This is a genomic window from Streptomyces sp. NPDC059874, from assembly GCF_042731135.1.
GTDB lineage: Bacteria > Actinomycetota > Actinomycetes > Streptomycetales > Streptomycetaceae > Streptomyces.
Window position 1 is genome coordinate 92797 of sequence record NZ_JBHWJY010000013.1, and the last position, 19361, is coordinate 112157.

The following is a 19361-nucleotide window of genomic DNA, read 5'->3' on the forward strand; positions in this document are numbered from 1 at the left end:
AGGTGCCTTTCACCGGTTTCGGGCGATGGCGCTGATGAGGTCACGGGTCTGCGCCGGATTGAGGGCTACTGCTTCCAGCCGCTCGAACAGTGTCCGGTACTTGGCTAGTTGGGACTCGGCATCCAGGAACACCACGCCATGCGACTGGTCGAGTTGGACGCTGTCCAGCTGGGGCACCGGCCCGTGCGCGTAGTAGACGGACTGCCCGGAGCCCGGGAAGGCGCCTACCGAGAACGGAATGGCCCGGATGGTGATGTGGTCTCGCTCTCCCATGTCCAGAAGGTGCTTCAACTGGGCCTCGGCGACGACCGGTCCGCCGACGGCGATGCGTAGCGCGGCCTCGTGGATGATCACCTCGTAGGGGGTCGGGGCGTCCTGGTAGAGGATCCGTTGCCGCTTCATGCGGAAGGAGACGCGGTCCTCGATGTCCGGAGGCGGCAGCGAGGGGACAGCCTGACGGAAGATCTCCCGGGCGTGCGCGGCGGTCTGGAGCAGCCCGGGGACGTGCACGGTGATCGCGTCGCGCAGCATCCGCGCGTGATGCTCCAGCTCGGCGAGGTCCAGCCATCCCGCCGGAAGCAGCTCGTGGTACTCCTCCCACCAGCCGCCGCCTTTGCGCTCGCCGGTCATCGCGACCAGCGCCTTGACCAAATCGGTGTCGGCGCAGTCGTAGTGGCAGGCCAGCGTGCGCACACGCTCAGGGCTGACCCCGAACCTCGCGGCCTCCATGTTACTGATCTGGTTCGGCTTGACCCCGAGCAGGCCAGCGGCCTCGGCGGACGTCAGTCCGGCACGCTCCCGCATCCTGCGCAGCTCGGCTGCGAAGCGCAGTTGACGCGCAGTGGGGCTGCTGCGAATGGGCATGGTGGGTTCCTCCGCGGGCAAGTGTCACCCACACGAGTGGGCGTTGCATGCATCTAGCGCGAATCGCCTAACTGTTTAGGCGGCGACCCTATGTTGGTGGCAGGCCGACGCCTGGAAGTACCCCGCTCGACGGAGCGACCTGGTCACCGGGTACCGCACACACAGGGACCAACTCCACTCCCTGATCGGAGACTTCCATGGGTGCCACCGTAACTCCGTCCTGGGCCTACACCCTCCATCTCCCGCACGATCCCCGCGCAGCGGGAATCGCCCGCTCCACACTGCGAGCAGTGCTCCGGAGCCACGGCATGCGCGGGCCGGTCGACACCGCAGAGCCACTGGCCAGCGAGCTGGTCTCCAACGCCTACCGGCACTCCCACGGGCCCTGCGCCCTGCGGCTGCGAGCGATGGCCGCCGACCGGGTCCGGGTCGGCGTCTGGGACGCCAACCGGAGATCCCCGCCCCCTTTGACGGCGAACCCACACCACCCGCGCCCGACGCCGAGGACGGGCGTGGGCTGATCCTCGTACGCCTGTGCGCGGACCGGTACGGCTCGTACCGCTTCGACGGGGGGTATGCGGGCAAGCTGCTCTGGGTGGAGTGCGGATCGGGCCTGTGACGGCGGCAGAGGGTGGCTACGCGTACTCGGGCCGGAAGCCGTTCAGCTGATCGGCCACGGAGCCGAGCCAGCTGCCCGTCGAGTGAGGTGCCGGCGGGTCGAGCTCCATCCCCAATTCCGCTACGGCGAGTGCGTAGTCAGCCTCGTCCAGCTCGAGTGCGAGCAGCTCGCGGATCTCACCGACGACGCGGGCCACGAGAGTGCGGTCCGTCGAGTCGGCGTAGTCGCGGACGGCCGCCTCGTGGTCGGTGAACTCGTCCGGTATGTCCTGCGAGAACCAGCCGCCGAGGAACTGGCCGAGCTCGGGGAAACGGGCGTGCCATTCCCAGTGGGTCTCGGGCAGCTGCGACGGTCGCGGGACCTCGCCGCTCTCGACGCTCTGCTTGATGTGGTCGGCGAGCAGGAGGAGCCACCCCTGGATCTCGGCCTCGGCCAGCCCGACGTCCGGAACCGGGTAGAACTCACCGAGCCGCTGGCGCAGCCGGCCGGGCGGGTTGTGCGCGTAGGCGCGCAGCTGTTGCTCCGCGACGGACAGGGCCCAGGGCCGGCTGTGCCAGGTGTGCCGCAGGTAGGCCCGGAGGGCGAGGCTCGGCCGGTCGGGCTCGTCGTCGGCGGGCTGGCCGAGGTAGGCGCCCATCACCTGGTCCAGCTCGCCGTAGCGACGGTCGAAGTCGAGGGGCTTCATGGGCATCGGGGGCGGCCTCTACAGGTAGATCGGGACGGTGGTGTGCACGATGAAGCCGTGCGGCGCGGCGGGCTCGCGCCGGAGCACCACCCGCGCGGCCCGTACGTCCACGGGCCCGCGTCCGGCGAACGCCATGGCTTGCAGCAGGACGCGGCCGACCGGCTCGGGACGGTTGGGCCAGGCCGCTTCGAGGGCGATACGGGGGCGAGTGCCTTGGGCGAGCCATCGGTGGATGGCTTGTTCGTTGCGGTTGATGACCTCTTGGGTGGCCCACTGGGCGGTTTCCCGGTCGGGGTAGGTGGCGGTTCGAGTGAGCAAGGACTTCCCCGTCAGGTCGGAAGGTCAGAAGGATTCGAAAGTCCAGATCAGAGCGACTTCGGCGTCGTTGACCGCGATCAGGCCCGCGTCCCAGCAGCTTCGGCTGAACGGACCGATTCCGTCTACCGGCTGTTCGTAGAAGTTCGGACGCTCTCCTTTCCAACCGACGTTGGAGTAGAAGCGGGTGCCATCGGGGAAGCGCGACAGCAGTACCCGGGCACGGCGCTCCATTTCCGGTCGGCGCTCTTCGAAGTCCCTGGATTTCGACGCGTTCATGCCGACGACCGCGAGGAGGACCATGAGTGACTGGACCGAGGAGCGAGGGAGTTCTTTGACGTAGGTATTGAAGCGCTCCACGTCCGCTCCACTGGTGGGGGGCTCGATCCAGGCGAACGCTTCGACCATGCGGTCAAACTCGTCCTCGTACGGATCGAGTGAGGCCCACCCCCTCGGGTCAACAGTGTCACCACGCATGATCGCCGCAACGTCGAACCACCAGTCCGGGTGCCTGCGGGGGGCCACGGCTGCGAATGCCCATCGATCCTCGTACAGCGCAAGTCCGTCCGCCCAGGCACCTGCAGTGAGATCGTCCATCATTCGCTCCATTATTCAGGCATCGAGGTGACGACGACGAACGGCGGGTTCAGGTTGGGGTCGTACTTGATACGGGTGCTCACCCCATGAGCGTCGCGGACGGGACCGGCTGTGGTTGCGTCCAGCCTCTCCGAGGTCCGGCCTGTTACCGCGTTCCCCTGCAGGGGGCCTTCCATCGGTACCGAAGGCACCTGAAACGTTTTCGAAGGAGGGCTGGGCGGAGGATTCTTCAGCCAGTCCTGGATCTCGGTGGTGTTCTTGCGGATGTTGTACTGAGTGTATTTCTGGGCGGACTCGAAGTCGGCAAAGCTCGACGTCGACATGAGTTCGAGCTTGCCGGATGGCTTGCTCTCGTCGCGGTGCCGCTGCAACAGCTGTTCATCGGTCTTGCCCACGTGCTTGTCCAAGGTATGCCCGCCTCCGAGGTCCTCGTTCGTCGCCAGGTCGAACGAGTACATGAACGGGGTGGGGCTCTCGCCGCCGCGCTGCCACCTGTGTTCCTGCTTGAACTCGTTGAGTGACCGCGCACCGAACCCCTGGGCCCGCGCGATCTCGGACTGGTACGTCGGGGCGCTGAGAATCGCCTCTTCCAATTCCGGCACGAGCCCCATCAGCTTGTCGGCCGCTTCCTGGAACTCGCGGTGGTAATTCTCGACGGCTGCGTTCACGGTCGCTTCGTCCATGTGGGAGCGGAAGGACAGCACGACTTCGCCGACGATGGCGCCGACCGCGAGCTTGGTGATGTCCTTCAGGTCCAGGCCGGTCGTGAGGTCCTTGACCATGGCCCTGGCGGCCTCGCTGCCGCAACGCTCGGTCGTCGCCCTGGTGGTGTCCATGACCTGGGCCAGATGGTCGAGGGTCTCCTGGACCGTGTCCGCGGTCTTCTTCAGCACATCGACGATGGGGCGGTTGGCCGAGGGCGACACATCGCGGTTGGTCCGCCAGTTGCGGCCGGTCACGTCCCTGTTGAGATTCCCGTCGCGGGCCCTGCCCCACTCGGTCGTGCCCCAGACGCTCTGTCCGAACGCTCGCATCGCGCGCTGCCATTCACCGTTGCCGCGCGTATCGGTGATGGTGGAGATGGCGTCTGTGAACTCGTCAGAGGCCTTCAGGGTTTCGCCCGCGATGAGGCGCCAGGACTTGGCCATGTCCCGGCCTTCATCCTGCTTGAAGCCAGGAGATATCTCGTGCGTCTTCCCCTGGCGCAGAGCGTATTGGAAGGAGGGCCCGGCAATGGCTGCGAGGGCATCGGGGAACTCGCCGATGGCCCCGGTAAACCACCAGGAGTCGGCGTCCTCTCCGGTGCCAGACCACTTGATGCTGTTGACGGGACCGTACCGAGGCGGCTTGTTGATGACGGCCGGCTCCGGTGCGTTCTTAGGCTGCGCACCCTTGCGGCCGCTCGCCTCCCAGTCGGCCAGCACGTAGTGGTTGGCGGTGACGGTCAGGCCCACGGCGGCGCCGCCGACGCTGACCACGCTCCTGCCCCAAACCTCCAGGAACTTCTCCACCACCATCATGTAGGCGAACGCGAAGTTGTGGGCGCCCGAGCCTCTGCCGGCGGACTGGTTGTACTTGTTCAGCGTGTCCACCAGCGCGGATGCCCGTTTGTCGTGGGCCAACTGCGCATCCTGCAGCAGCTGTGAGGCGTGGTAGACGTGCACTGGCTGGACGTCGAAGCCGCCGTTCTGGTTCGGCGGGGGCGGAGCAGTCCCTGCCATCAGGCTGCTCCCCATCCGCGCAGCACGGCCTTGTGGGCGTTCGCGTAGCTGATGTGTCCGTTGACGACGATGTCGTGGAGCCAGGCCTGGGTCGCCACCAGGTCCTGCGCCGACCGGTCCCATCGATCGAGTTGGTCGATGAACGCCTGCCGGGCTTCGCCGTCCCATGTCAGCACGACCTTCTCGGCCCGTTCGTAGAGCACGTCCAGCTGCTCGTTGAGCGTCTTGAGGATGGCCTCAAGGTCCCCCGCGAGTTTCTGCTGCGTCGCGAAATCGACGGATATCCCGTCGCCACCAGACGGCACGATTCCCCCTCGTGTCAGAAATGGCCGGTCAAGGCTCGTGCTACCTGCTCAGAGGTCGGCCACTCGGCTGCGCGGCGCGGCGACCGGTACAACGTTCGGAGTGGAAACGGCGTCCACCTCAGCCGAGAGGTCGGACGCGGCCTGCACCCGTCTGAACTGCTGCAAGACCTCGAGCTCCTGCGCCGTGAACCCGCCCTCGCTCAGACGCATCGCCTCGGCAAGGAGCTTCATGGTGCCCCTGATCCTCACGGCGTCCTCTGCGGCGGCGCGGTGTCGGGCGCGGTACGCCTCCGCGGCCGGCCCCCGCCAGCGGGCCTCGATGGAGTCGACGATCTCGTCCATCCGCAGCAGTTGCTTCGTCAGTACTTCCTGCATCACGTCGAGGTCTCCGGCCAGATTCTTGAGTCGTTCGGCCTCCACCGAAAGATCCGCGTTGTCCATGGAGCTTCCCCTTCGTGAGGTCTGACGCGACAGGTGATCAAGATATTCGACGTTAACAAAGACGTTCGAGCGCGGCCGATTCGAAGGTGAGGACCGAACGGCAAGCAGCCACTGGGTAGGGCGCGACCAGGCGCGGTGTCAGCGGTTTGTCAGCGAGCGGTTCGGGGGCTGTCAGGGGGTGCCCACAGGGTGTGGACATCGCCGGACAGCACCGAGAAACGAGGAACCCGCCATGGACGCCGTCGCCGCCCTCCAGATCCTGATCGCGCTCGCCTTCCTGAGCATCCCGCTGGTGCGGAGCCGCTACGGGGCCCGGGCCCAGGCCTCCGTCGAGGCCGAGTTGGGGCGGCAGGGGGTGCGTACGACGGTCATGGCCGAGAACGGGATGCGCGTCGACGCCGGCGGGCACGAGACCTGGGCGCCGGTCGGGATCGCCGTGGCCCTGGCCGTGCCCGCGGTACTCGGTTTCGTGGAGAGCGGATCGGCCGAGACCGTCTCGTGGATCGTGCAGCCCCTCGTCCTGCTCGTGAACTGCGTGATCCTCTACAGCAACCTCACCGCCGTGCCGTCCGTGACGGCCGCCTTCGCGAAGTCCGGCGACCCCGAACTGGCCCGCATCGACGTCAAGTCCATGCTCGGCGCCGCGGAGCAGGGCTTCCCCCGCTGGGTCATGCCCTACCTGCAGAACCTCCGGCACGTCGTCGTCTTCGCCGGCTCCCTCGCCGTCCTCGCCCTGCTCGCGGCCAACTGACCACCTTGAAGGTCAGTCGACGACAGACAGGACGATCTTGCCCGTCGTGCGGCGGCTGTCGGAGAGCTCGTGGGCCTTGCCGGCGAGTTCCAGCGGCAGGACGGTGTCGATCTCCGGCCGCAGCAGCCCAGCCTCCGCCAGGGCCGCGATCTCCCGCAGCCCGGCCTGGTCGGCCTCCACCGCCATGAAGGCGGCGCGCAGCCCCAGCGGGCGCGCCTCCTCGGCCAGGTACGCCTCGGCCGGGGAGGCCAGCGAGACCAGCATCCCGCCGGGGCGCAGGGCGCGCAGGGAGCGCGGCCCGTACTCCCCGCCGATGGCGTCGATCACGACGTCCACCGGGTCGATCGCCGTCTCGAACGCGGCCTCGGTGTAGTCCACCAGCTCGTCCGCGCCGAGGTCGCGCAGCAGCGCGTGCTTGGCGGTGCGCGCCGTGCCGACGACGTGGGCGCCCCGCGCCTTGGCGATCTGCACCGCCAGGTGTCCGACGCCGCCCGCCGCCGCGTGGACCAGCACCCGCTGCCCGGGCCGTACGTCGGCGGTGTCCACCAGCGCCTGCCAGGCGGTCATCGCGGCCAGCGGCAGGGCGGCCGCCCGTACGTGGCTCAGCGAGGCCGGCTTGCGGACCAGGTGCCGGGCGGGGGAGGTGACGTACTCCGCGTACGCGCCCGCCGGGAGCGGGTGACGCGGCATGCCGAACACCTCGTCGCCGGGGGCCAGGGTGGTGACCCCGATGCCGACGGCCTCGACCACCCCGGAGAGGTCCCAGCCCAGCCGGATCACCTTCCCGCCCAGCCCGCCGGAGGCCCGGTGCCAGGAGTCGGTCGGGTTCACCGCGGCCGCGTGGACCCGTACGAGGACCTCGGCCACCCCGGGCTCCGGCCGCTCGGCCTCGACGACCTTCAGCACCTCGGGCCCGCCGAAGCCGTCCTGGCCGATCGCCCGCATGGTCTGCTGCGCCATCATCGTTCCCCCTGCTCAGTGGGCCTCCTGCGGCCCGGACGAGAGCAAGATTTCCGCACGGGACGACCGCGAACGAGTGGCAAGAATGCCAGCATGTGAAAGGATCTTGCCATGCATCGTGTCGTCGCCCTGGCCCTCGAAGGCGTGTACCCCTTCGAGCTGAGCATCCCCGCGAAGATCTTCGGAACGGCCGCCGGACCGGACGGCGCACCGCTCTACGAGGTCATCACCTGCAGCCTCGACGGCCGCCCCGTGACCACCGGCAGCGACTTCACCATCGGCGTCTCCCACGACAGCGAGGCCCTGCGCACCGCGGACACCCTCGTCATCCCGCCGTTCACCTGCGACTCCGACGACGCGCGCGACTGGCTGCCCGGCGAGCTGGCCGACGCCCTCGCCCTCCTGCCGGCGACCGCCCGCATCGTCTCGATCTGCTCGGCATCGTACGTACTGGCCGCCGCCGGCCTCCTCGACGGGCGTCGCGCCACCACGCACTGGAACCAGGCCGCGCACTTCCAGCGGATGTTCCCGCAGGTCGAGGTGGACGCGGACGTGCTCTTCGTGGAGGACGGCCGGATGTTCACGGCGGCCGGGGTCGCGGCCGGGGTGGACCTGTGCCTGCACCTGCTGCGCCGCGACCACGGCAGCGAGATCGCCAACCGGGTGGCACGGCTGTGCGTGGTCCCGCCCTGGCGGGAGGGCGGGCAGGCCCAGTACATCGAACGGCCCATGCCGGAGCCCGAGGCGGCGACCACCGCGGCGACCCGCGCCTGGGCCCTGGAGCAGCTCCACCGGCCGCTGTCCCTGGCGGAGTTGGCGCAGCACGCGCGGATGAGCGTACGGACCTTCTGCCGGCGGTTCCGTGAGGAGGTGGGGATGCCGCCGGGGCAGTGGCTGGCGCAGCGCCGCGTGGACCACGCGCGGCGCCTGCTGGAGACCACCGACCTGCCGGTCGACCAGGTCGCGGCCCACGCGGGCTTCGGCACGGCCGTCTCTCTGCGCCAGCACCTGTCGGCGGTCATCGGGGTCTCCCCGACGGCCTACCGGCGGGCCTTCACCGCGGCCGGGCGGTGAAGGCGATGACGGAGGTGAAGGGCGGTGAAGGCGGTCACAGCACCAGCGACCCGAGCCCCGTCCCCGAGCCCCGCCCCCGGGCCTACGCCGAGTGCGGCAGCCAGCCGCGCTGTACCGCGCGGACGCCGAACTCGAACCGGCTGGCGGCGCCCAGGCGTTCCATCAGGCCGTTGGCCAGGCGGCGGGCCGTGCGCGGGGAGACCGCGAGGCGTTTGGCGATCGCCTCGTCCGTCAGGCCCTGGGCCAGCAGCCGGATCACCGTGTTCTCCTGCGCGGTGAGCGCGCTGTCGTCGCGCTCCGGCTCGGCCCCGAGGGGCTGCGCGGACGCCCAGACGTTCTCGAAGAGCGCGCAGAGCGCCGTGAGGGTGCCGTTGCCCGTGAGGATCACCGCGCCGGCGGCGCTGTCGTCGCTGCTGACCGGGATGACCGCCGTGGTCCGGTCGAAGACCATCATGCGGGTCGGCAGGTCGGGAGCGGTCCGTACCTCACCGCCCAGCTCGGACAGCCACGTCGCGTAGGCCACCGTGCCCTGGCTGTTGCGCACGCTGTCCTGGAAGAGGGACCGCATCCGCACACCCCGGCTCAGCAGCGCCAGGTCGTTCGGTTTCGAGGCCTCCAGCGTCTGCGACTGGTGGCCTCCGCCCGGGGCGAAGGTCATCAGCTCGGTCTGGAGCCCGTGGGCCAGGCCGGTGATCCTGGTCCGGATCTCGTCGAGGCCCACCAGCTGCTCGACCCCCGGGCTGGCCGTGGCCGGGGTCAGGTCCGCGAACTCGGCGATGAGCTGCGCGGCGGCCGCCCGGGAGGCCTCGATGCGCAGCTGCTGGGCCGCCAGTTCGGCCTGCTGGCGGGCCATGAGGATTTCCATGCCGACCTCGGGCGAGACCGGGCGCAGCTCCCCGGCCTGCTCGTAGGACGGGCGGATCAGGGCCAGTTCGCTGAGCGTGTCGAGGCTGCGTCTGACGTCGGCTTCGGGCGTGCCCAGGCGCTCGGCGAGGGCCTTCACCCCGTCGCGCGGGTTGGCGAGCATGGCGCGGTAGACCGCTTCTGCGGTCGTGTCCAGGCCAAGAGTGGCTAGCACAGCGGTTCCCCCCGGTGTGAGCCTTGTTGATCAAGGTCCCGGGCATCATCCCATGTGGGAGCGGGTGTGACCAGCATGTGGACGCTTCCGGCCAAGGCCCGAAGTGTCCTGAATGGTTGCCCCACTCCGAGGCTTCCAGGCGCCAGAGTTGAGCCCATGTATCTCATTCACGTCGGCCTCAGGGCTCCCTTTGTCGGCGATCAACTTCCGCCGAATGCGGCGCGGTTGCTGCTCGCTCTCGCCGAATCGGATGCGCACAACCCGGTGGACCACGTGTCGGCGCACCCGCACGCGCTCCCGGACCCGGTCGTGGGTGCGTACGTCCTCGCGGAGAGCCTGGAGGCGGCCGAGCGGGCCGCGGAGGCCCTGTGCGGGCGTGCGGTCGAGGAACTGCCGGCCCTGCGCGGCTGGACGGTCACCCGGGTCGGCGCCCCCCTCGTCGCGCCGTACTACGAGCAACTCCTGCTGTCCTCTTCCGGCCTCGCTGGACGGATTGGGACAGGGCCGATTCCGTCCACCTGAAAGCCCTTCCAACCCACTTGAGCTGCGACGAAGCTAGTGATCGCCAGCAGGGAGCAACACAGGAACCCGGCAGGCAACACCGGACGAAGCGTCACCGCGGGACGCGAGACCGGACACAGACCCAGTCGTCACAGCTCACGTAAAGGACCACTCCCATGCTGCGCAACCGTCTCGCCAAGGCCGCCGCGGTCACCTCCCTCGCCCTCGCCGCCCTCACCCCCGCCCTCGTGGGTCAGGTCACCGCCGACGAGACCCGCGTCACCGCCACCACCGCATGGGAGACCGCCCCCACCGGCAAGAACACCACCGCCTGGGAGTAGCCGGCCCGGGCCACGCCGAGCCGAGGCCGACGCCGACACGCACCACCCCGAACTTCAGAGCACCACCCCGAACTTCAGAGCACCACCCCGAACTTCAGAGCACCACCCCGAACTTCCCGCACCACCCCGGGCCCCCCGTCCGCCGGCCTGACAGCTGCTCCTGCAGGGCAGCCGTCCCCCGCCGCCACGGCGCGCTCGACCTCTTCCGGCCTGCGTCAGGCCCACCTGCGGTAGTCCGCAGCACCCACCAGACTTCCCGTCACGCCCACAGGAGCTTCGTCATGTCCCGCTTCAAGACCATCGCCATCCGCATCGCCTCCTCCTCGGCCCTGGCCGCGACCGCCTTCACGATGGTCACCGCCGCCCCGGCCTCCGCCGCGACCCTCGGCGAGAGCATCGCGGCGACGGCCCGCGCCGAGAACGGCAACGGGGCGTGTGCCCACGGCGGTTACGTCGGCGGCGTCAACCAGAGCAGCAGCTGCAGCAACGGCCAGCGGACGCACGCCTGGTGCGCCGACTTCGCCGGCTGGGTCTGGGCCCGCAACGGGGTCAAGAACCTGGGGACGCTGAACGACATGGCGCTCTCCTTCTACACCTACGGCGAGAAGAACGGCACCCTCTCCAGCACCCCGCACGTCGGAGACGCGGTGGTCTACAACTACGGCGGCAGCTACAGCGACGACCACGTGGCCATCGTGACCGGCGTATCCGGTGACAACGTGACCATCACCGGTGGAAACCAGGGCGGCTACCCCGGCCACGTCAGCACCGCCACCACCACCAACTGGCGTGTGGGCCAGTCCCCCTGGGGCCAGCGGATCAGCGGCTACATCTCGCCCGCCGGCTCCAACGCCCCCTCCTACCCGAACCCGTCCTCCCTGCCCGCCGGCACGCTCGTGAAGTCGCCGAACGGCCCTGAGGTCAAGGTGATGATCAGCGGTGCGGGCATCCCGGTCGCGGCCTCCGACGTCGCTCCGGACGGCTACGACCTGAGCAAGATCGTCCTCGTGGACGACTCGGCCTTCCGCTCCCTGGCCAGCGCGCCGCCCGCCGGCACCGTGGTCCACGACCAGGCCGGCGGCAACGCCCGCTACGTGATCGTCGACGGCGCCGCCCTGCAGATCGGCGCGGCGGACTGGACGGCCGCCGGCTACAACGTCCGCCCGGACATGGGCGTTCCGACCGCCTGGCTGCAGAACGCCAAGCAGCGCAACCTGACCACCGGCATCGTGGTCATGGACCAGACCGGCAAGGACGCGGGCCGCTACGCCATCGTCGAGGGCGCGGCCCTCCACATCTCGGCCGAGGAGTGGACCGCCAACGGCTACAACGAGCAGACCCTCATGGGCGTCCCCGGTGAGTGGCTGAAGAGCGCCATCACCAAGGCCCCGGCCAACGGCACCGTGATCATGAACCAGTCGGGTGCCGACAACAACCGCTACGTGATGGTGAACGGCGCCGCGCTGCACATCTCGGCCGCCGAGTGGACGGCGAACGGTTACGACCAGCGCGCCCTGATGGGTGTCCCCGGGACCTGGCTCGCCTCCGCCGTGTCGAAGCAGATCACGGACGGTTCCATCGTCAAGGACGCCTCGGGCCAGGACGCCTCGGTGTTCGTGATGGCCGGCGGCAAGGCAGTGCCCCTGACGTACGCCGACTTCACCGGCCTCGGCTACGACCAGCGCCCCCTGAACGGGGTCCCGGGTGAGTGGCTGACCGGCGCCAGGGCCAAGACCGCCCCGGCCGACCACACGATGCTCCTCTCCCCGGCCAACAACACCGTCTGGGAGGTCCTGGCCGGCAAGAAGCGGGCGATGACGGCCGACGAGTTCGGCGAGGGCAAGCGCAGCTTCTACGACGTGGTCTCCGTCCCGACCGCCTTCACGGACTCGCTGCCGACGGTCTGATCCCCCTCCGGAAGCACCCCTCCGGAAGCACCCCTCCGGAGGGCACCACCGCCGGAAGCACCACCGCTCGAAGCACCACGGCTCCACCACCCCGAAGCGCCACCCCTTGAGCCGCCCGGCCACCACCGGCCGGGCGGCTCGGGCCCGCCTCACCCCGTGCCCCGCGCACCCGCCGCCTTCCAGACCACGCCCCGAGGACACCGACATGAGCTCCGCAGCCCGCAAGAAGTCCGCCCTCGCGATCACCGCCACCGCCCTGATCGCCCTCGCCGCCCCGCTCGCCACCGGCACCACCGCCTCGGCCGCGTCCGTCTCGACCTGGGACAAGGTCGCCCAGTGCGAGGCCAGCGGCAACTGGCAGATCAACACGGGCAACGGCTACTACGGCGGCCTGCAGATATCGATGTCCACCTGGCGCGCCTTCGGCGGCACCCAGTACGCCACCTACCCCCACCAGGCCACCAAGCAGCAGCAGATCCTGACGGGCGAGAAGATCCTGGCCGGTCAGGGCCAGGGCGCCTGGCCCTCCTGCGGCGCCGCCGCCGGTCTCGGCGCCGACCACGCGGACCCGTACCCGACCGCCCCCTCCTACCCGAACCCCTCCTCGCTGCCCGCCGGCACGCTCGTGAAGTCGCCGAACGGCCCCGAGGTCAAGGTGATGATCAGCGGTGCGGGCATCCCGGTCGCCGCCTCCGACGTCGCCCCGGACCACTACGACCTGAGCAAGATCGTCCTGATCGACAACGCGGCCTTCAACGGCCTGCCGAGCGCGCCGCCCGCCGGCACCGTGGTCCACGACCAGGCCGGCGGCAACGCCCGCTACGTGGTCGTCGACGGCGCGGCCCTGCAGATCGGTGCGGCGGACTGGACGGCCGCCGGCTACAACATCCGCCCGGACATGGGCGTTCCGACCGCCTGGCTGCAGGGCGCCGCCCAGCGCACCGTGTCGAACGGCCGCGTGGTGATGAACCAGACGGGCGCCGACAACAACCGCTACGTGATGGTCAACGGCACCGCGCTGCACATCTCGGCCGCCGAGTGGACGGCGAACGGCTACGACCAGCGCTCGCTGATGGGTGTCCCCGGCAGCTGGCTGGCCTCCGCGGTCTCGCAGCAGATCGAGAACGGCACGATCGTCAAGGACGCCTCGGGCCAGGACCCCACGGTGTTCGTGATGGCCGGCGGCACGGCCGTCTCCCTGACGTACGCGGACTTCACGGGCCTCGGCTACGACAAGCGTCCGCTGGAGAGCGTCCCGGGTGAGTGGCTGACCGCTGCCAAGGCCAAGACGGCTCCGGCCGACCACACGATGCTCCTCTCCCCGGGCAGCAACACCGTCTGGGAGGTCGTGGCCGGCAAGAAGCGGGCGATGACGGCCGACGAGTTCGGCGCCGGCAAGCGCAGCTTCGATGACGTGGTCTCCGTGCCGGCCGCCTTCACCAACGCGCTGCCGACGGTCTGACCCCTCCGTCCGGAACACCGAGACGAACGGTGAAGGGCCGGTCTCCGCTCCCCCGGGGGAGCGAAGACCGGCCCTTCACTTCGTCCCGCGCGAGCGGGAGCCGGCTCAGCCCTTGCTGACCGCCAGCAGGATCTCCGGCAGCTTCCGCGCCACCGTCGGCGCCGCCAGCCGCAGACCCGCCCAGGTGGCCAGGGCGCCCCAGGCCACTCCCGCCGGGAGCAGGAGCCAGCCGAGGGTCTGCTGGTCCGTCACCTTGAACCAGATCGTCCCGGCGATCACCGGGGAGCAGACCAGCGCCGAGGCGATCAGTCCGCCGAAGATGCCGCTCCAGGCGAGTCCCGCCTGCCCCGGGGCGACGTTCTTGAAGGCGCCGTCCGTCGGGATCGAGTACGGGTAGCGAGCCGAGGCCAGTGCGCCGGTGCACAGCATCGAGCCCAGCAGGGCCAGCGCCAGCCCCAAGGCGGCCGGGAACGCGTTCCAGTCGCCGACCAGGGCGGCCGTGATCGCCGTGACGGCGATCGTGTACGGGACGGTGACCAGGGCCAGTGTGCCGGCCCGGGCGCGCAGCTCCACGTACGCGTCGCGCGGGGTCGAGATGGTCTGCGCGACCATCCAGAAGGCGGAGGTGTCCTGCCCGAACTGGTTGTACATCTGGACGCCCAGCATGCCCGCGCCGAAGCAGGCGAGGTAGACGGAGCCGGTGCCCTGGAGGGCGTTGAAGACGGGCACGATCGCGCCGATCGCCAGCGCGGTCACGAAAGCGGACTTCGTCTTCGGGTCGCGTACGGCGTAGCGCAGGGTGCGCTGCATGGCCGCGCCGGTGCGCCCGCCCGGGAGGAGGGACCAGAACCCCTCGCCCGTGCCGCGGTCCTTCTCCGGCTTGGCGGCCGCGATGGTCGAGCCGTCCGGGGTGACCATCAGCTTGGTCAGGCTGCGCTCCCAGAACCAGAGCAGCCCGGCCAGAGCCGCCAGCGTCAGGGCCAGTTGGGCCGCCGCGATGCCGTACGAGCCCTGGCTCGCGGAGTCCACCATGCCGACGGCCGTCGCGGGAGGCAGCCACCGTACGACCGCTTCCACGGGCTCCAACTGGCTGAGGCCGCCCGCCTGGAACAGGCGCTGACTGGCGAAGTTGGCCGTCTGCGCGCCCACCGCGATCAGCAGGCCGCTCAGCAGCGCCAGGTCGCGGCCCTTGCGGCTGGTCAGCAGCCGTACGTTCGCCGTGGCCACCGCGCGGGCCAGCGTCACGCAGCCGAGGATCAGGAGGGGGACCGCCACCACCGCGGCCGCGATGCCCGCGCCGCCGTGTGCGACCGCCACCACCGAGCCGACGGCCAGGCACAGCGTGAACAGCGGCCCGATGCCGACCAGCGAGGACGCGAGCAGGGCCCGTACGAGCGGACGCGGGCGCAGCGGCAGCATGACCAGCCGGCTCGGGTCGAGGGTCTCGTCGCCGGTCGGGAAGAACAGCGGCATGAAGGTCCACGCGAGCGCCAGGATCGCCGCCAGCAGGACGACGACCGTCCCGGCGTGGGCGTGGCCGCGCAGCAGGGCCAGGCCGAGGGTGACGAAGAAGCCGACGACGAGCGTGAAGGCCAGGGAGCCGAACCAGGCGGCCTTGCGCTTGGAGTTGCCCTTCAGCCCGTTGCGCAGCAGCGACAGCTTGAGCCGGACGAAGATCGGGGTCAGCGGGACCGAAACGGAAGGAGTGGCAGGACCGGCGGGAGGCGCGGAAGGCGCGGGAGTGGCGGAGGGAGCGGAGGCGTCGGAAGCGGCAGCGGTGGCGCGTGCGGAGCCGGCGGTCATCGCGCGGCCGTCCCCGAGCCGCCGCCGAGCCACTCCAGCGCGTCCCCGGCCGCGTCGCGCCCGTGCGCGCCGACCAGTTCGAGGAAGGCGGCCTGGAGGGAGGGCGCGGAGCCCCGTACGTCGGCCAGCGGGCCCGCGGCGCGGATCCGGCCGGCGGCCATCACGGCCACCCAGTCGCACAGCGACTCGACGAGCTCCATCACGTGGGAGGAGAAGACGACCGTGGCGCCGGAGGAGGTGTAACGTTCCAGCACCCCGCGGATGGTCTGCGCGGACACCGGGTCGACACCCTCGAACGGCTCGTCCAGGAACAGCACCTCGGGGTTGTGCAGCAGCGCGGCCGCCAGCCCGATCTTCTTCCGCATGCCCGTCGAGTAGTCCACGACCAGCTTGTGCTGCGAGCCCGCGAGGTCGAGCACCTCCAGCAACTGCGTCGCCCGCTTGTCGGTCTCCTCACCCGGCAGCCCGCGCAAGCGGCCCATGTAGCCGAGCAGTTCGCGCCCCGACAGCCGCTCGAAGAGCCGCAGCCCCTCCGGCAGCACGCCGATCCGCGACTTCACCTCGGCCGGGTCCGCCCACACGTCGCGGCCGGCGACGAAGACCCGCCCCATGTCCGGGCGCAGCAGCCCCGTCACCATCGACAGCGTCGTCGTCTTGCCCGCGCCGTTGGGGCCGACGAGCCCGATGAACTTGCCCGCCGGCAGCTCCAAGTCGACGCCGGCGACGGCCACCTGGTCCCCGAACCGCTTCCACAGACCTTCCACCCGCACGGCGGACGGCGCGGATCGCGCGCCATCCGTCCCGTACGTCACACCCGTCGCATCTGCCTGGTCCGGCATGTGCGCCTGCCTCTCTCCACGTCCCCGTTTGGTCGTACTGGTCGTACTGGTCGTTCTTTCCTCACGATAGGAGGAGGGGGAGAGGCTTGAGCAGTTACTTATGTCATGAGTTCCCGGGGGAAACGCGCAACGACGGGCGGCCGCCCGTCGACCGTCATCCCTGGCGGCGCTTGCGTTCCGCCGCCGCCTCGCTGCCACACGCGTACGCCAACGCGTCGATCAACTCCTCCGTGTCCGGCAGCCACCGGTTCGCCGGCGTGGGCCGCCGCGCCCACTGGACCGAGCCCCGGCCGCCGAAGCGGGTGGGCGGCGCGGCCACGTACTCGCCCTCGCCCCGCGCGACCAGGTCCAACCCGGACGGCGACCAACCCGACTTGCGCACCAGGTCGGCGACCTTCGCCCCGGCTCCCGGCAGTACGAAGAACAGCATCCGGTGGTCGGGCGTCAGGGTGACCGGCCCGATGGTGCGCTGCATCCGCTCCAGCCGCGCCAGCGCCAGGAAGCCGGCCGAGTCGGGCACGTCCAGCGCGTCGAAGGTACGGCCCGTCGGCATCAGGATCGAGGCCTCCGGGTGCCTCGCCCAGATCCGCCGGACCTGCACCGCGCTGCCGGTGGCCTGCGCCGCCCAGTCCTTCACCGCGGGGTGCGCGCCGGGCGCCCCGCAGTCCGCGGCGCCGCAGGAGCACAGCTCCCGACCGTCCCCGGGCTCCAGCCAGGTGCCGGCGAAGACATCCCAGTGCCGTTCTTCCGCGTACCGCACGGCATGGTCCAACAGCTGCTCGCCGCGCTGCTTGGGGATGGGTGCGGTCTCCGTGACTCCGATGGTCTCTTCCACGCCCATCACAACTACCCGGGTCACCCGGGGTTACGGGCGTAAACCGGCCGGTGGGCGGAGCATCGATCCTGCATACGGGGCGCATCGATGCACGCGTGGGGGCGCGTAGGAGCCCGGGGCGCCGGAGTTGGGTAGCGACACGACGCAGAGCGGAAGATTCTCCGCACATCAGGCGGGAAGTGATCATTCCAACGATCACCCGCGGCCTCAGGGGGTTTTCATGGCAGCCAGGCCTCTCGTCGCCCGCCAGCCGAACGAACGGCTGCAGGCGCTCATCCAGGAAGCCGGGTGCTCCAACGCCGGGCTCGCCCGGCGCGTCAACATGTGCGGGGCCGAACACGGCCTCGACCTCCGCTACGACAAGACCTCCGTGGCCCGCTGGCTGCGCGGCCAGCAGCCGCGGGGCCGGGCTCCGGGGATCATCGCCGAGGCGATCGGGCGCAAACTCGGCCGGACCGTCACCATCGACGAGATCGGCATGGCCAACGGCAAGAACCTGGCCTCGGGCGTCGGCCTGCAGTTCTCCCCGACCGTCATCGGCGCCATCGAGCAGGTCTGCGAACTGTGGCGCAGCGACGTAGGCCGCCGCGACTTCCTGGCCGGCGCCGGCGTGGCCGCCTCCGCGCTGGTCGAGCCCAGCCGCGACTGGCTGATCACCGGGGCCGATACGCAAGTGGCCCGCAGCGGCGGCTCGCGCGTCGGGATGTCCGACGTCGAGGCCGTACGCGCCACCACCGAAGCCCTCAAGGACCTCGACCACCGCTTCGGCAGCGGGCACGTGCGGCCCGTGGTGGTGCACTACCTGAACTCCGTGGTGTCCGGGCTGATCGGAGGTTCCTACCGGGAGCCGGTGGGACGGGCACTGTTCGCGGCGGTGGCCCGGCTGACCGAGCTCGCGGGCTACATGGCGGTCGACACCGGCCAGCCGGGGCTCGCGCAGCGCTACTACATCCAGGCGCTCCGGCTCGCCCAGGCGGCCGGCGACCGCGCGTACGGGGGCTACGTGCTCGCGGCGTCCATGAGCCACCTCGCCGCCGAGCTCGGCAACCCGAGGGAGATCGCGCAGCTCGCGCGGGCCGCCCAGGAGGGCACCCGAGGGCAGGTCACCCCGCGGGTGGAGGCCATGTTCTACGCCGCCGAGGCGCGCGGGCACGCGCTGCTGGGGGACTCCCGGGCGACGGCGGTGCTGTCCTCGCGGGCGGTGACCGCGCTGGAGCGGGCCGAGCCGGAGTCGGGCGACGACCCGGTGTGGATCGGCCACTTCGACCAGGCCTACCTCGCCGACGAGCTGGCGCACTGCCACCGGGACCTGGGCCAGGGGGACGCGGCGGCCAAACGGGCCGAGGAGGCGCTGCGCGGCCTGCCCGCGACCAAGGCGCGGCGCCGGGCCATCGGGTTGCTGCTGCTGGCTTCGGCGCGGGTACAGCAGCGGGAGGTGGAGCAGGCCTGCCAGACGGCCGCGCAGGCGGCGGAGCTGCTGTCGGGGCTCCGCTCGAACCGGGGCGCGGAATACCTGGAGGACTTCCGGACGCGGCTGGATCCCTACCGGGAGGAGGCGGCGGTCCGGGAATTCACGGCGCGGCTGGAGTCGGCGGCGCGGGTCGCCTAGTGCCTGTCGCCCACCGGATGTACGGACCACGCGTATCCGAGCGGCCGTGATCCTGTGGGCGGCCGCCCTTGGAAAGTATGATCAAGCAATGTCCGACATGACCGAAACCGCGTCCGGCTGGTTGTCCTCAGACGAGCTGGAAACAGCCAGGGCCCGGATGCCGATCCTGTACGTCGAGGCCGTACCCGTCCGCGTGGACGACAGCGGCGAAGTCACTGACATCGGGCTGCTGCTGCGCATCGGTCCGGACGGAACGGTCAGCCGGACCCTGGTGTCCGGGCGCGTCCTGCACTACGAGCGGGTGCGGGACGCGCTGCTGCGCAACCTGGAGAAGGACCTCGGCCCGGTGGCCCTGCCTCGCGTTCCCGCCTCCCTCCAGCCCTTCACGGTTGCCGAGTACTTCCCCACGGCGGGAATCACCCAGTACCACGACCCGCGCCAGCACGCGGTGTCCCTCGCTTACATCGTGCCGGTGGCCGGTGACTGCCGGCCCCGGCAGGATGCGCTGGACCTGGTCTGGTTCAGCCCGCAGGAGGCCGGCTCCCAGGCCTTGCAGAGCGAGATGCCGGGAGGGCACGGGGTGCTGCTCAAGCAGGCCCTCGCTCATGTGGGGCACGTGTACTGACAGGGGCGGCTACCGCGAGCTCCCGCTCA

The 19361-nt window shown here is 70.5% G+C and carries 21 protein-coding genes; 9 read left to right on the top strand and 12 right to left on the bottom strand.

Features of this window, described 5'->3' with window-relative positions; all coding sequences use genetic code 11:
- Positions 1 to 9 precede the first annotated feature (9 nt).
- A complete protein-coding gene (locus tag ACFV9H_RS10615) occupies positions 10 to 864 on the bottom strand; it encodes a helix-turn-helix domain-containing protein (RefSeq protein WP_385396125.1) in 855 nt (284 codons plus the stop codon).
- Between the two features lie 197 nt (positions 865 to 1061).
- On the opposite strand from ACFV9H_RS10615, the gene ACFV9H_RS10620 reads away from it, so the two are divergent.
- Complete coding sequence (locus ACFV9H_RS10620) at positions 1062 to 1385, top strand: ATP-binding protein (RefSeq protein WP_385396127.1); 324 nt, start codon at positions 1062 to 1064, stop codon at positions 1383 to 1385.
- Between the two features lie 114 nt (positions 1386 to 1499).
- On the opposite strand, the gene ACFV9H_RS10625 is transcribed toward ACFV9H_RS10620, so the two are convergent.
- The 6 genes from ACFV9H_RS10625 to ACFV9H_RS10650 are packed head-to-tail and all read right to left on the bottom strand — an operon-like array spanning position 1500 to position 5547.
- Positions 1500 to 2174: a contact-dependent growth inhibition system immunity protein gene (locus ACFV9H_RS10625; RefSeq protein ID WP_385396129.1), complete on the bottom strand. Its 675-nt coding sequence runs from the start codon at positions 2172 to 2174 to the stop codon at positions 1500 to 1502.
- A 12-nt stretch (positions 2175 to 2186) separates the two neighbouring features.
- Positions 2187 to 2486, bottom strand: a complete 300-nt coding sequence (locus ACFV9H_RS10630) for an RNase A-like domain-containing protein (RefSeq protein WP_385396131.1) — start codon at positions 2484 to 2486, stop codon at positions 2187 to 2189.
- A 24-nt stretch (positions 2487 to 2510) separates the two neighbouring features.
- Positions 2511 to 3083, bottom strand: a complete 573-nt coding sequence (locus ACFV9H_RS10635) for a hypothetical protein (protein ID WP_385396133.1) — start codon at positions 3081 to 3083, stop codon at positions 2511 to 2513.
- An 8-nt stretch (positions 3084 to 3091) separates the two neighbouring features.
- A complete protein-coding gene (locus tag ACFV9H_RS10640) occupies positions 3092 to 4801 on the bottom strand; it encodes an RNase A-like domain-containing protein (protein WP_385396135.1) in 1710 nt (569 codons plus the stop codon).
- Positions 4801 to 5106 carry a WXG100 family type VII secretion target gene (locus tag ACFV9H_RS10645; protein ID WP_385396137.1) on the bottom strand — a complete coding sequence of 102 codons (306 nt, stop codon included), beginning with the start codon at positions 5104 to 5106 and terminating at the stop codon, positions 4801 to 4803. Before ACFV9H_RS10645 ends, ACFV9H_RS10640 begins: the two co-directional genes overlap by 1 nt.
- Before the next feature lie 48 nt (positions 5107 to 5154).
- On the bottom strand, positions 5155 to 5547 hold the full coding sequence (locus tag ACFV9H_RS10650; protein WP_385396139.1) for a WXG100 family type VII secretion target: 393 nt from the start codon (positions 5545 to 5547) through the stop codon (positions 5155 to 5157).
- Positions 5548 to 5779: 232 nt separating this feature from the next.
- Between ACFV9H_RS10650 and ACFV9H_RS10655 the strand changes: the two genes are divergently transcribed.
- Positions 5780 to 6298, top strand: a complete 519-nt coding sequence (locus ACFV9H_RS10655) for a hypothetical protein (protein ID WP_385396141.1) — start codon at positions 5780 to 5782, stop codon at positions 6296 to 6298.
- 12 nt (positions 6299 to 6310) lie between these two features.
- On the opposite strand, the gene ACFV9H_RS10660 is transcribed toward ACFV9H_RS10655, so the two are convergent.
- Positions 6311 to 7243: an NADP-dependent oxidoreductase gene (locus ACFV9H_RS10660; protein WP_385396193.1), complete on the bottom strand. Its 933-nt coding sequence runs from the start codon at positions 7241 to 7243 to the stop codon at positions 6311 to 6313.
- A gap of 126 nt (positions 7244 to 7369) precedes the next feature.
- On the opposite strand from ACFV9H_RS10660, the gene ACFV9H_RS10665 reads away from it, so the two are divergent.
- A complete protein-coding gene (locus ACFV9H_RS10665) occupies positions 7370 to 8332 on the top strand; it encodes a GlxA family transcriptional regulator (RefSeq protein ID WP_385396143.1) in 963 nt (320 codons plus the stop codon).
- Between the two features lie 82 nt (positions 8333 to 8414).
- On the opposite strand, the gene ACFV9H_RS10670 is transcribed toward ACFV9H_RS10665, so the two are convergent.
- The gene (locus ACFV9H_RS10670; RefSeq protein ID WP_385396145.1) at positions 8415 to 9410 is read right to left on the bottom strand and encodes a LuxR C-terminal-related transcriptional regulator; all 996 of its coding nucleotides are present in this window, start codon (positions 9408 to 9410) and stop codon (positions 8415 to 8417) included.
- Between the two features lie 156 nt (positions 9411 to 9566).
- Between ACFV9H_RS10670 and ACFV9H_RS10675 the strand changes: the two genes are divergently transcribed.
- The 4 genes from ACFV9H_RS10675 (at position 9567) to ACFV9H_RS10690 (ending at position 13621) form a co-directional block, all read left to right on the top strand.
- Positions 9567 to 9932, top strand: coding sequence for a hypothetical protein (locus ACFV9H_RS10675; protein ID WP_385396147.1), 366 nt, complete (start codon positions 9567 to 9569; stop codon positions 9930 to 9932).
- Between the two features lie 155 nt (positions 9933 to 10087).
- The gene (locus tag ACFV9H_RS10680) at positions 10088 to 10252 is read left to right on the top strand and encodes a hypothetical protein (protein WP_385396149.1); all 165 of its coding nucleotides are present in this window, start codon (positions 10088 to 10090) and stop codon (positions 10250 to 10252) included.
- A 281-nt stretch (positions 10253 to 10533) separates the two neighbouring features.
- The gene (locus ACFV9H_RS10685) at positions 10534 to 12159 is read left to right on the top strand and encodes a CHAP domain-containing protein (RefSeq protein WP_385396151.1); all 1626 of its coding nucleotides are present in this window, start codon (positions 10534 to 10536) and stop codon (positions 12157 to 12159) included.
- A 205-nt stretch (positions 12160 to 12364) separates the two neighbouring features.
- Positions 12365 to 13621: a transglycosylase family protein gene (locus tag ACFV9H_RS10690; RefSeq protein ID WP_385396153.1), complete on the top strand. Its 1257-nt coding sequence runs from the start codon at positions 12365 to 12367 to the stop codon at positions 13619 to 13621.
- A gap of 105 nt (positions 13622 to 13726) precedes the next feature.
- Here the strand turns inward: ACFV9H_RS10690 and ACFV9H_RS10695 are convergent, their stop codons facing one another.
- The 3 genes from ACFV9H_RS10695 to ACFV9H_RS10705 form a co-directional block, all read right to left on the bottom strand.
- Positions 13727 to 15424 carry a transporter gene (locus ACFV9H_RS10695; RefSeq protein WP_385396155.1) on the bottom strand — a complete coding sequence of 566 codons (1698 nt, stop codon included), beginning with the start codon at positions 15422 to 15424 and terminating at the stop codon, positions 13727 to 13729.
- Complete coding sequence (locus ACFV9H_RS10700; protein WP_385396157.1) at positions 15421 to 16263, bottom strand: ABC transporter ATP-binding protein; 843 nt, start codon at positions 16261 to 16263, stop codon at positions 15421 to 15423. The genes ACFV9H_RS10695 and ACFV9H_RS10700 overlap by 4 nt, the downstream gene beginning before the upstream one ends.
- A gap of 154 nt (positions 16264 to 16417) precedes the next feature.
- Positions 16418 to 17104 (bottom strand): bifunctional DNA primase/polymerase, encoded by a 687-nt coding sequence (locus tag ACFV9H_RS10705; RefSeq protein ID WP_385396159.1) that lies wholly within the window; start codon positions 17102 to 17104, stop codon positions 16418 to 16420.
- Positions 17105 to 17318: 214 nt separating this feature from the next.
- On the opposite strand from ACFV9H_RS10705, the gene ACFV9H_RS10710 reads away from it, so the two are divergent.
- On the top strand, positions 17319 to 18707 hold the full coding sequence (locus ACFV9H_RS10710) for a transcriptional regulator (protein ID WP_385396161.1): 1389 nt from the start codon (positions 17319 to 17321) through the stop codon (positions 18705 to 18707).
- A gap of 97 nt (positions 18708 to 18804) precedes the next feature.
- A complete protein-coding gene (locus ACFV9H_RS10715) occupies positions 18805 to 19332 on the top strand; it encodes an NUDIX hydrolase family protein (protein WP_385396195.1) in 528 nt (175 codons plus the stop codon).
- Positions 19333 to 19361: the final 29 nt, after the last annotated feature.

Coding starts and splice junctions, on each gene's coding strand:
- ACFV9H_RS10615 (WP_385396125.1), bottom strand. CDS start 864: ATGCCCATTCGCAGCAGCCCCACTGCGCGTCAACTGCGCTTCGCAGCC.
- ACFV9H_RS10620 (WP_385396127.1), top strand. CDS start 1,062: ATGGGTGCCACCGTAACTCCGTCCTGGGCCTACACCCTCCATCTCCCG.
- ACFV9H_RS10625 (WP_385396129.1), bottom strand. CDS start 2,174: ATGCCCATGAAGCCCCTCGACTTCGACCGTCGCTACGGCGAGCTGGAC.
- ACFV9H_RS10635 (WP_385396133.1), bottom strand. CDS start 3,083: ATGATGGACGATCTCACTGCAGGTGCCTGGGCGGACGGACTTGCGCTG.
- ACFV9H_RS10640 (WP_385396135.1), bottom strand. CDS start 4,801: ATGGCAGGGACTGCTCCGCCCCCGCCGAACCAGAACGGCGGCTTCGAC.
- ACFV9H_RS10650 (WP_385396139.1), bottom strand. CDS start 5,547: ATGGACAACGCGGATCTTTCGGTGGAGGCCGAACGACTCAAGAATCTG.
- ACFV9H_RS10655 (WP_385396141.1), top strand. CDS start 5,780: ATGGACGCCGTCGCCGCCCTCCAGATCCTGATCGCGCTCGCCTTCCTG.
- ACFV9H_RS10660 (WP_385396193.1), bottom strand. CDS start 7,243: ATGCGGGCGATCGGCCAGGACGGCTTCGGCGGGCCCGAGGTGCTGAAG.
- ACFV9H_RS10665 (WP_385396143.1), top strand. CDS start 7,370: ATGCATCGTGTCGTCGCCCTGGCCCTCGAAGGCGTGTACCCCTTCGAG.
- ACFV9H_RS10675 (WP_385396147.1), top strand. CDS start 9,567: ATGTATCTCATTCACGTCGGCCTCAGGGCTCCCTTTGTCGGCGATCAA.
- ACFV9H_RS10680 (WP_385396149.1), top strand. CDS start 10,088: ATGCTGCGCAACCGTCTCGCCAAGGCCGCCGCGGTCACCTCCCTCGCC.
- ACFV9H_RS10685 (WP_385396151.1), top strand. CDS start 10,534: ATGTCCCGCTTCAAGACCATCGCCATCCGCATCGCCTCCTCCTCGGCC.
- ACFV9H_RS10690 (WP_385396153.1), top strand. CDS start 12,365: ATGAGCTCCGCAGCCCGCAAGAAGTCCGCCCTCGCGATCACCGCCACC.
- ACFV9H_RS10695 (WP_385396155.1), bottom strand. CDS start 15,424: ATGACCGCCGGCTCCGCACGCGCCACCGCTGCCGCTTCCGACGCCTCC.
- ACFV9H_RS10700 (WP_385396157.1), bottom strand. CDS start 16,263: ATGCCGGACCAGGCAGATGCGACGGGTGTGACGTACGGGACGGATGGC.
- ACFV9H_RS10705 (WP_385396159.1), bottom strand. CDS start 17,104: ATGGGCGTGGAAGAGACCATCGGAGTCACGGAGACCGCACCCATCCCC.
- ACFV9H_RS10710 (WP_385396161.1), top strand. CDS start 17,319: ATGGCAGCCAGGCCTCTCGTCGCCCGCCAGCCGAACGAACGGCTGCAG.
- ACFV9H_RS10715 (WP_385396195.1), top strand. CDS start 18,805: ATGACCGAAACCGCGTCCGGCTGGTTGTCCTCAGACGAGCTGGAAACA.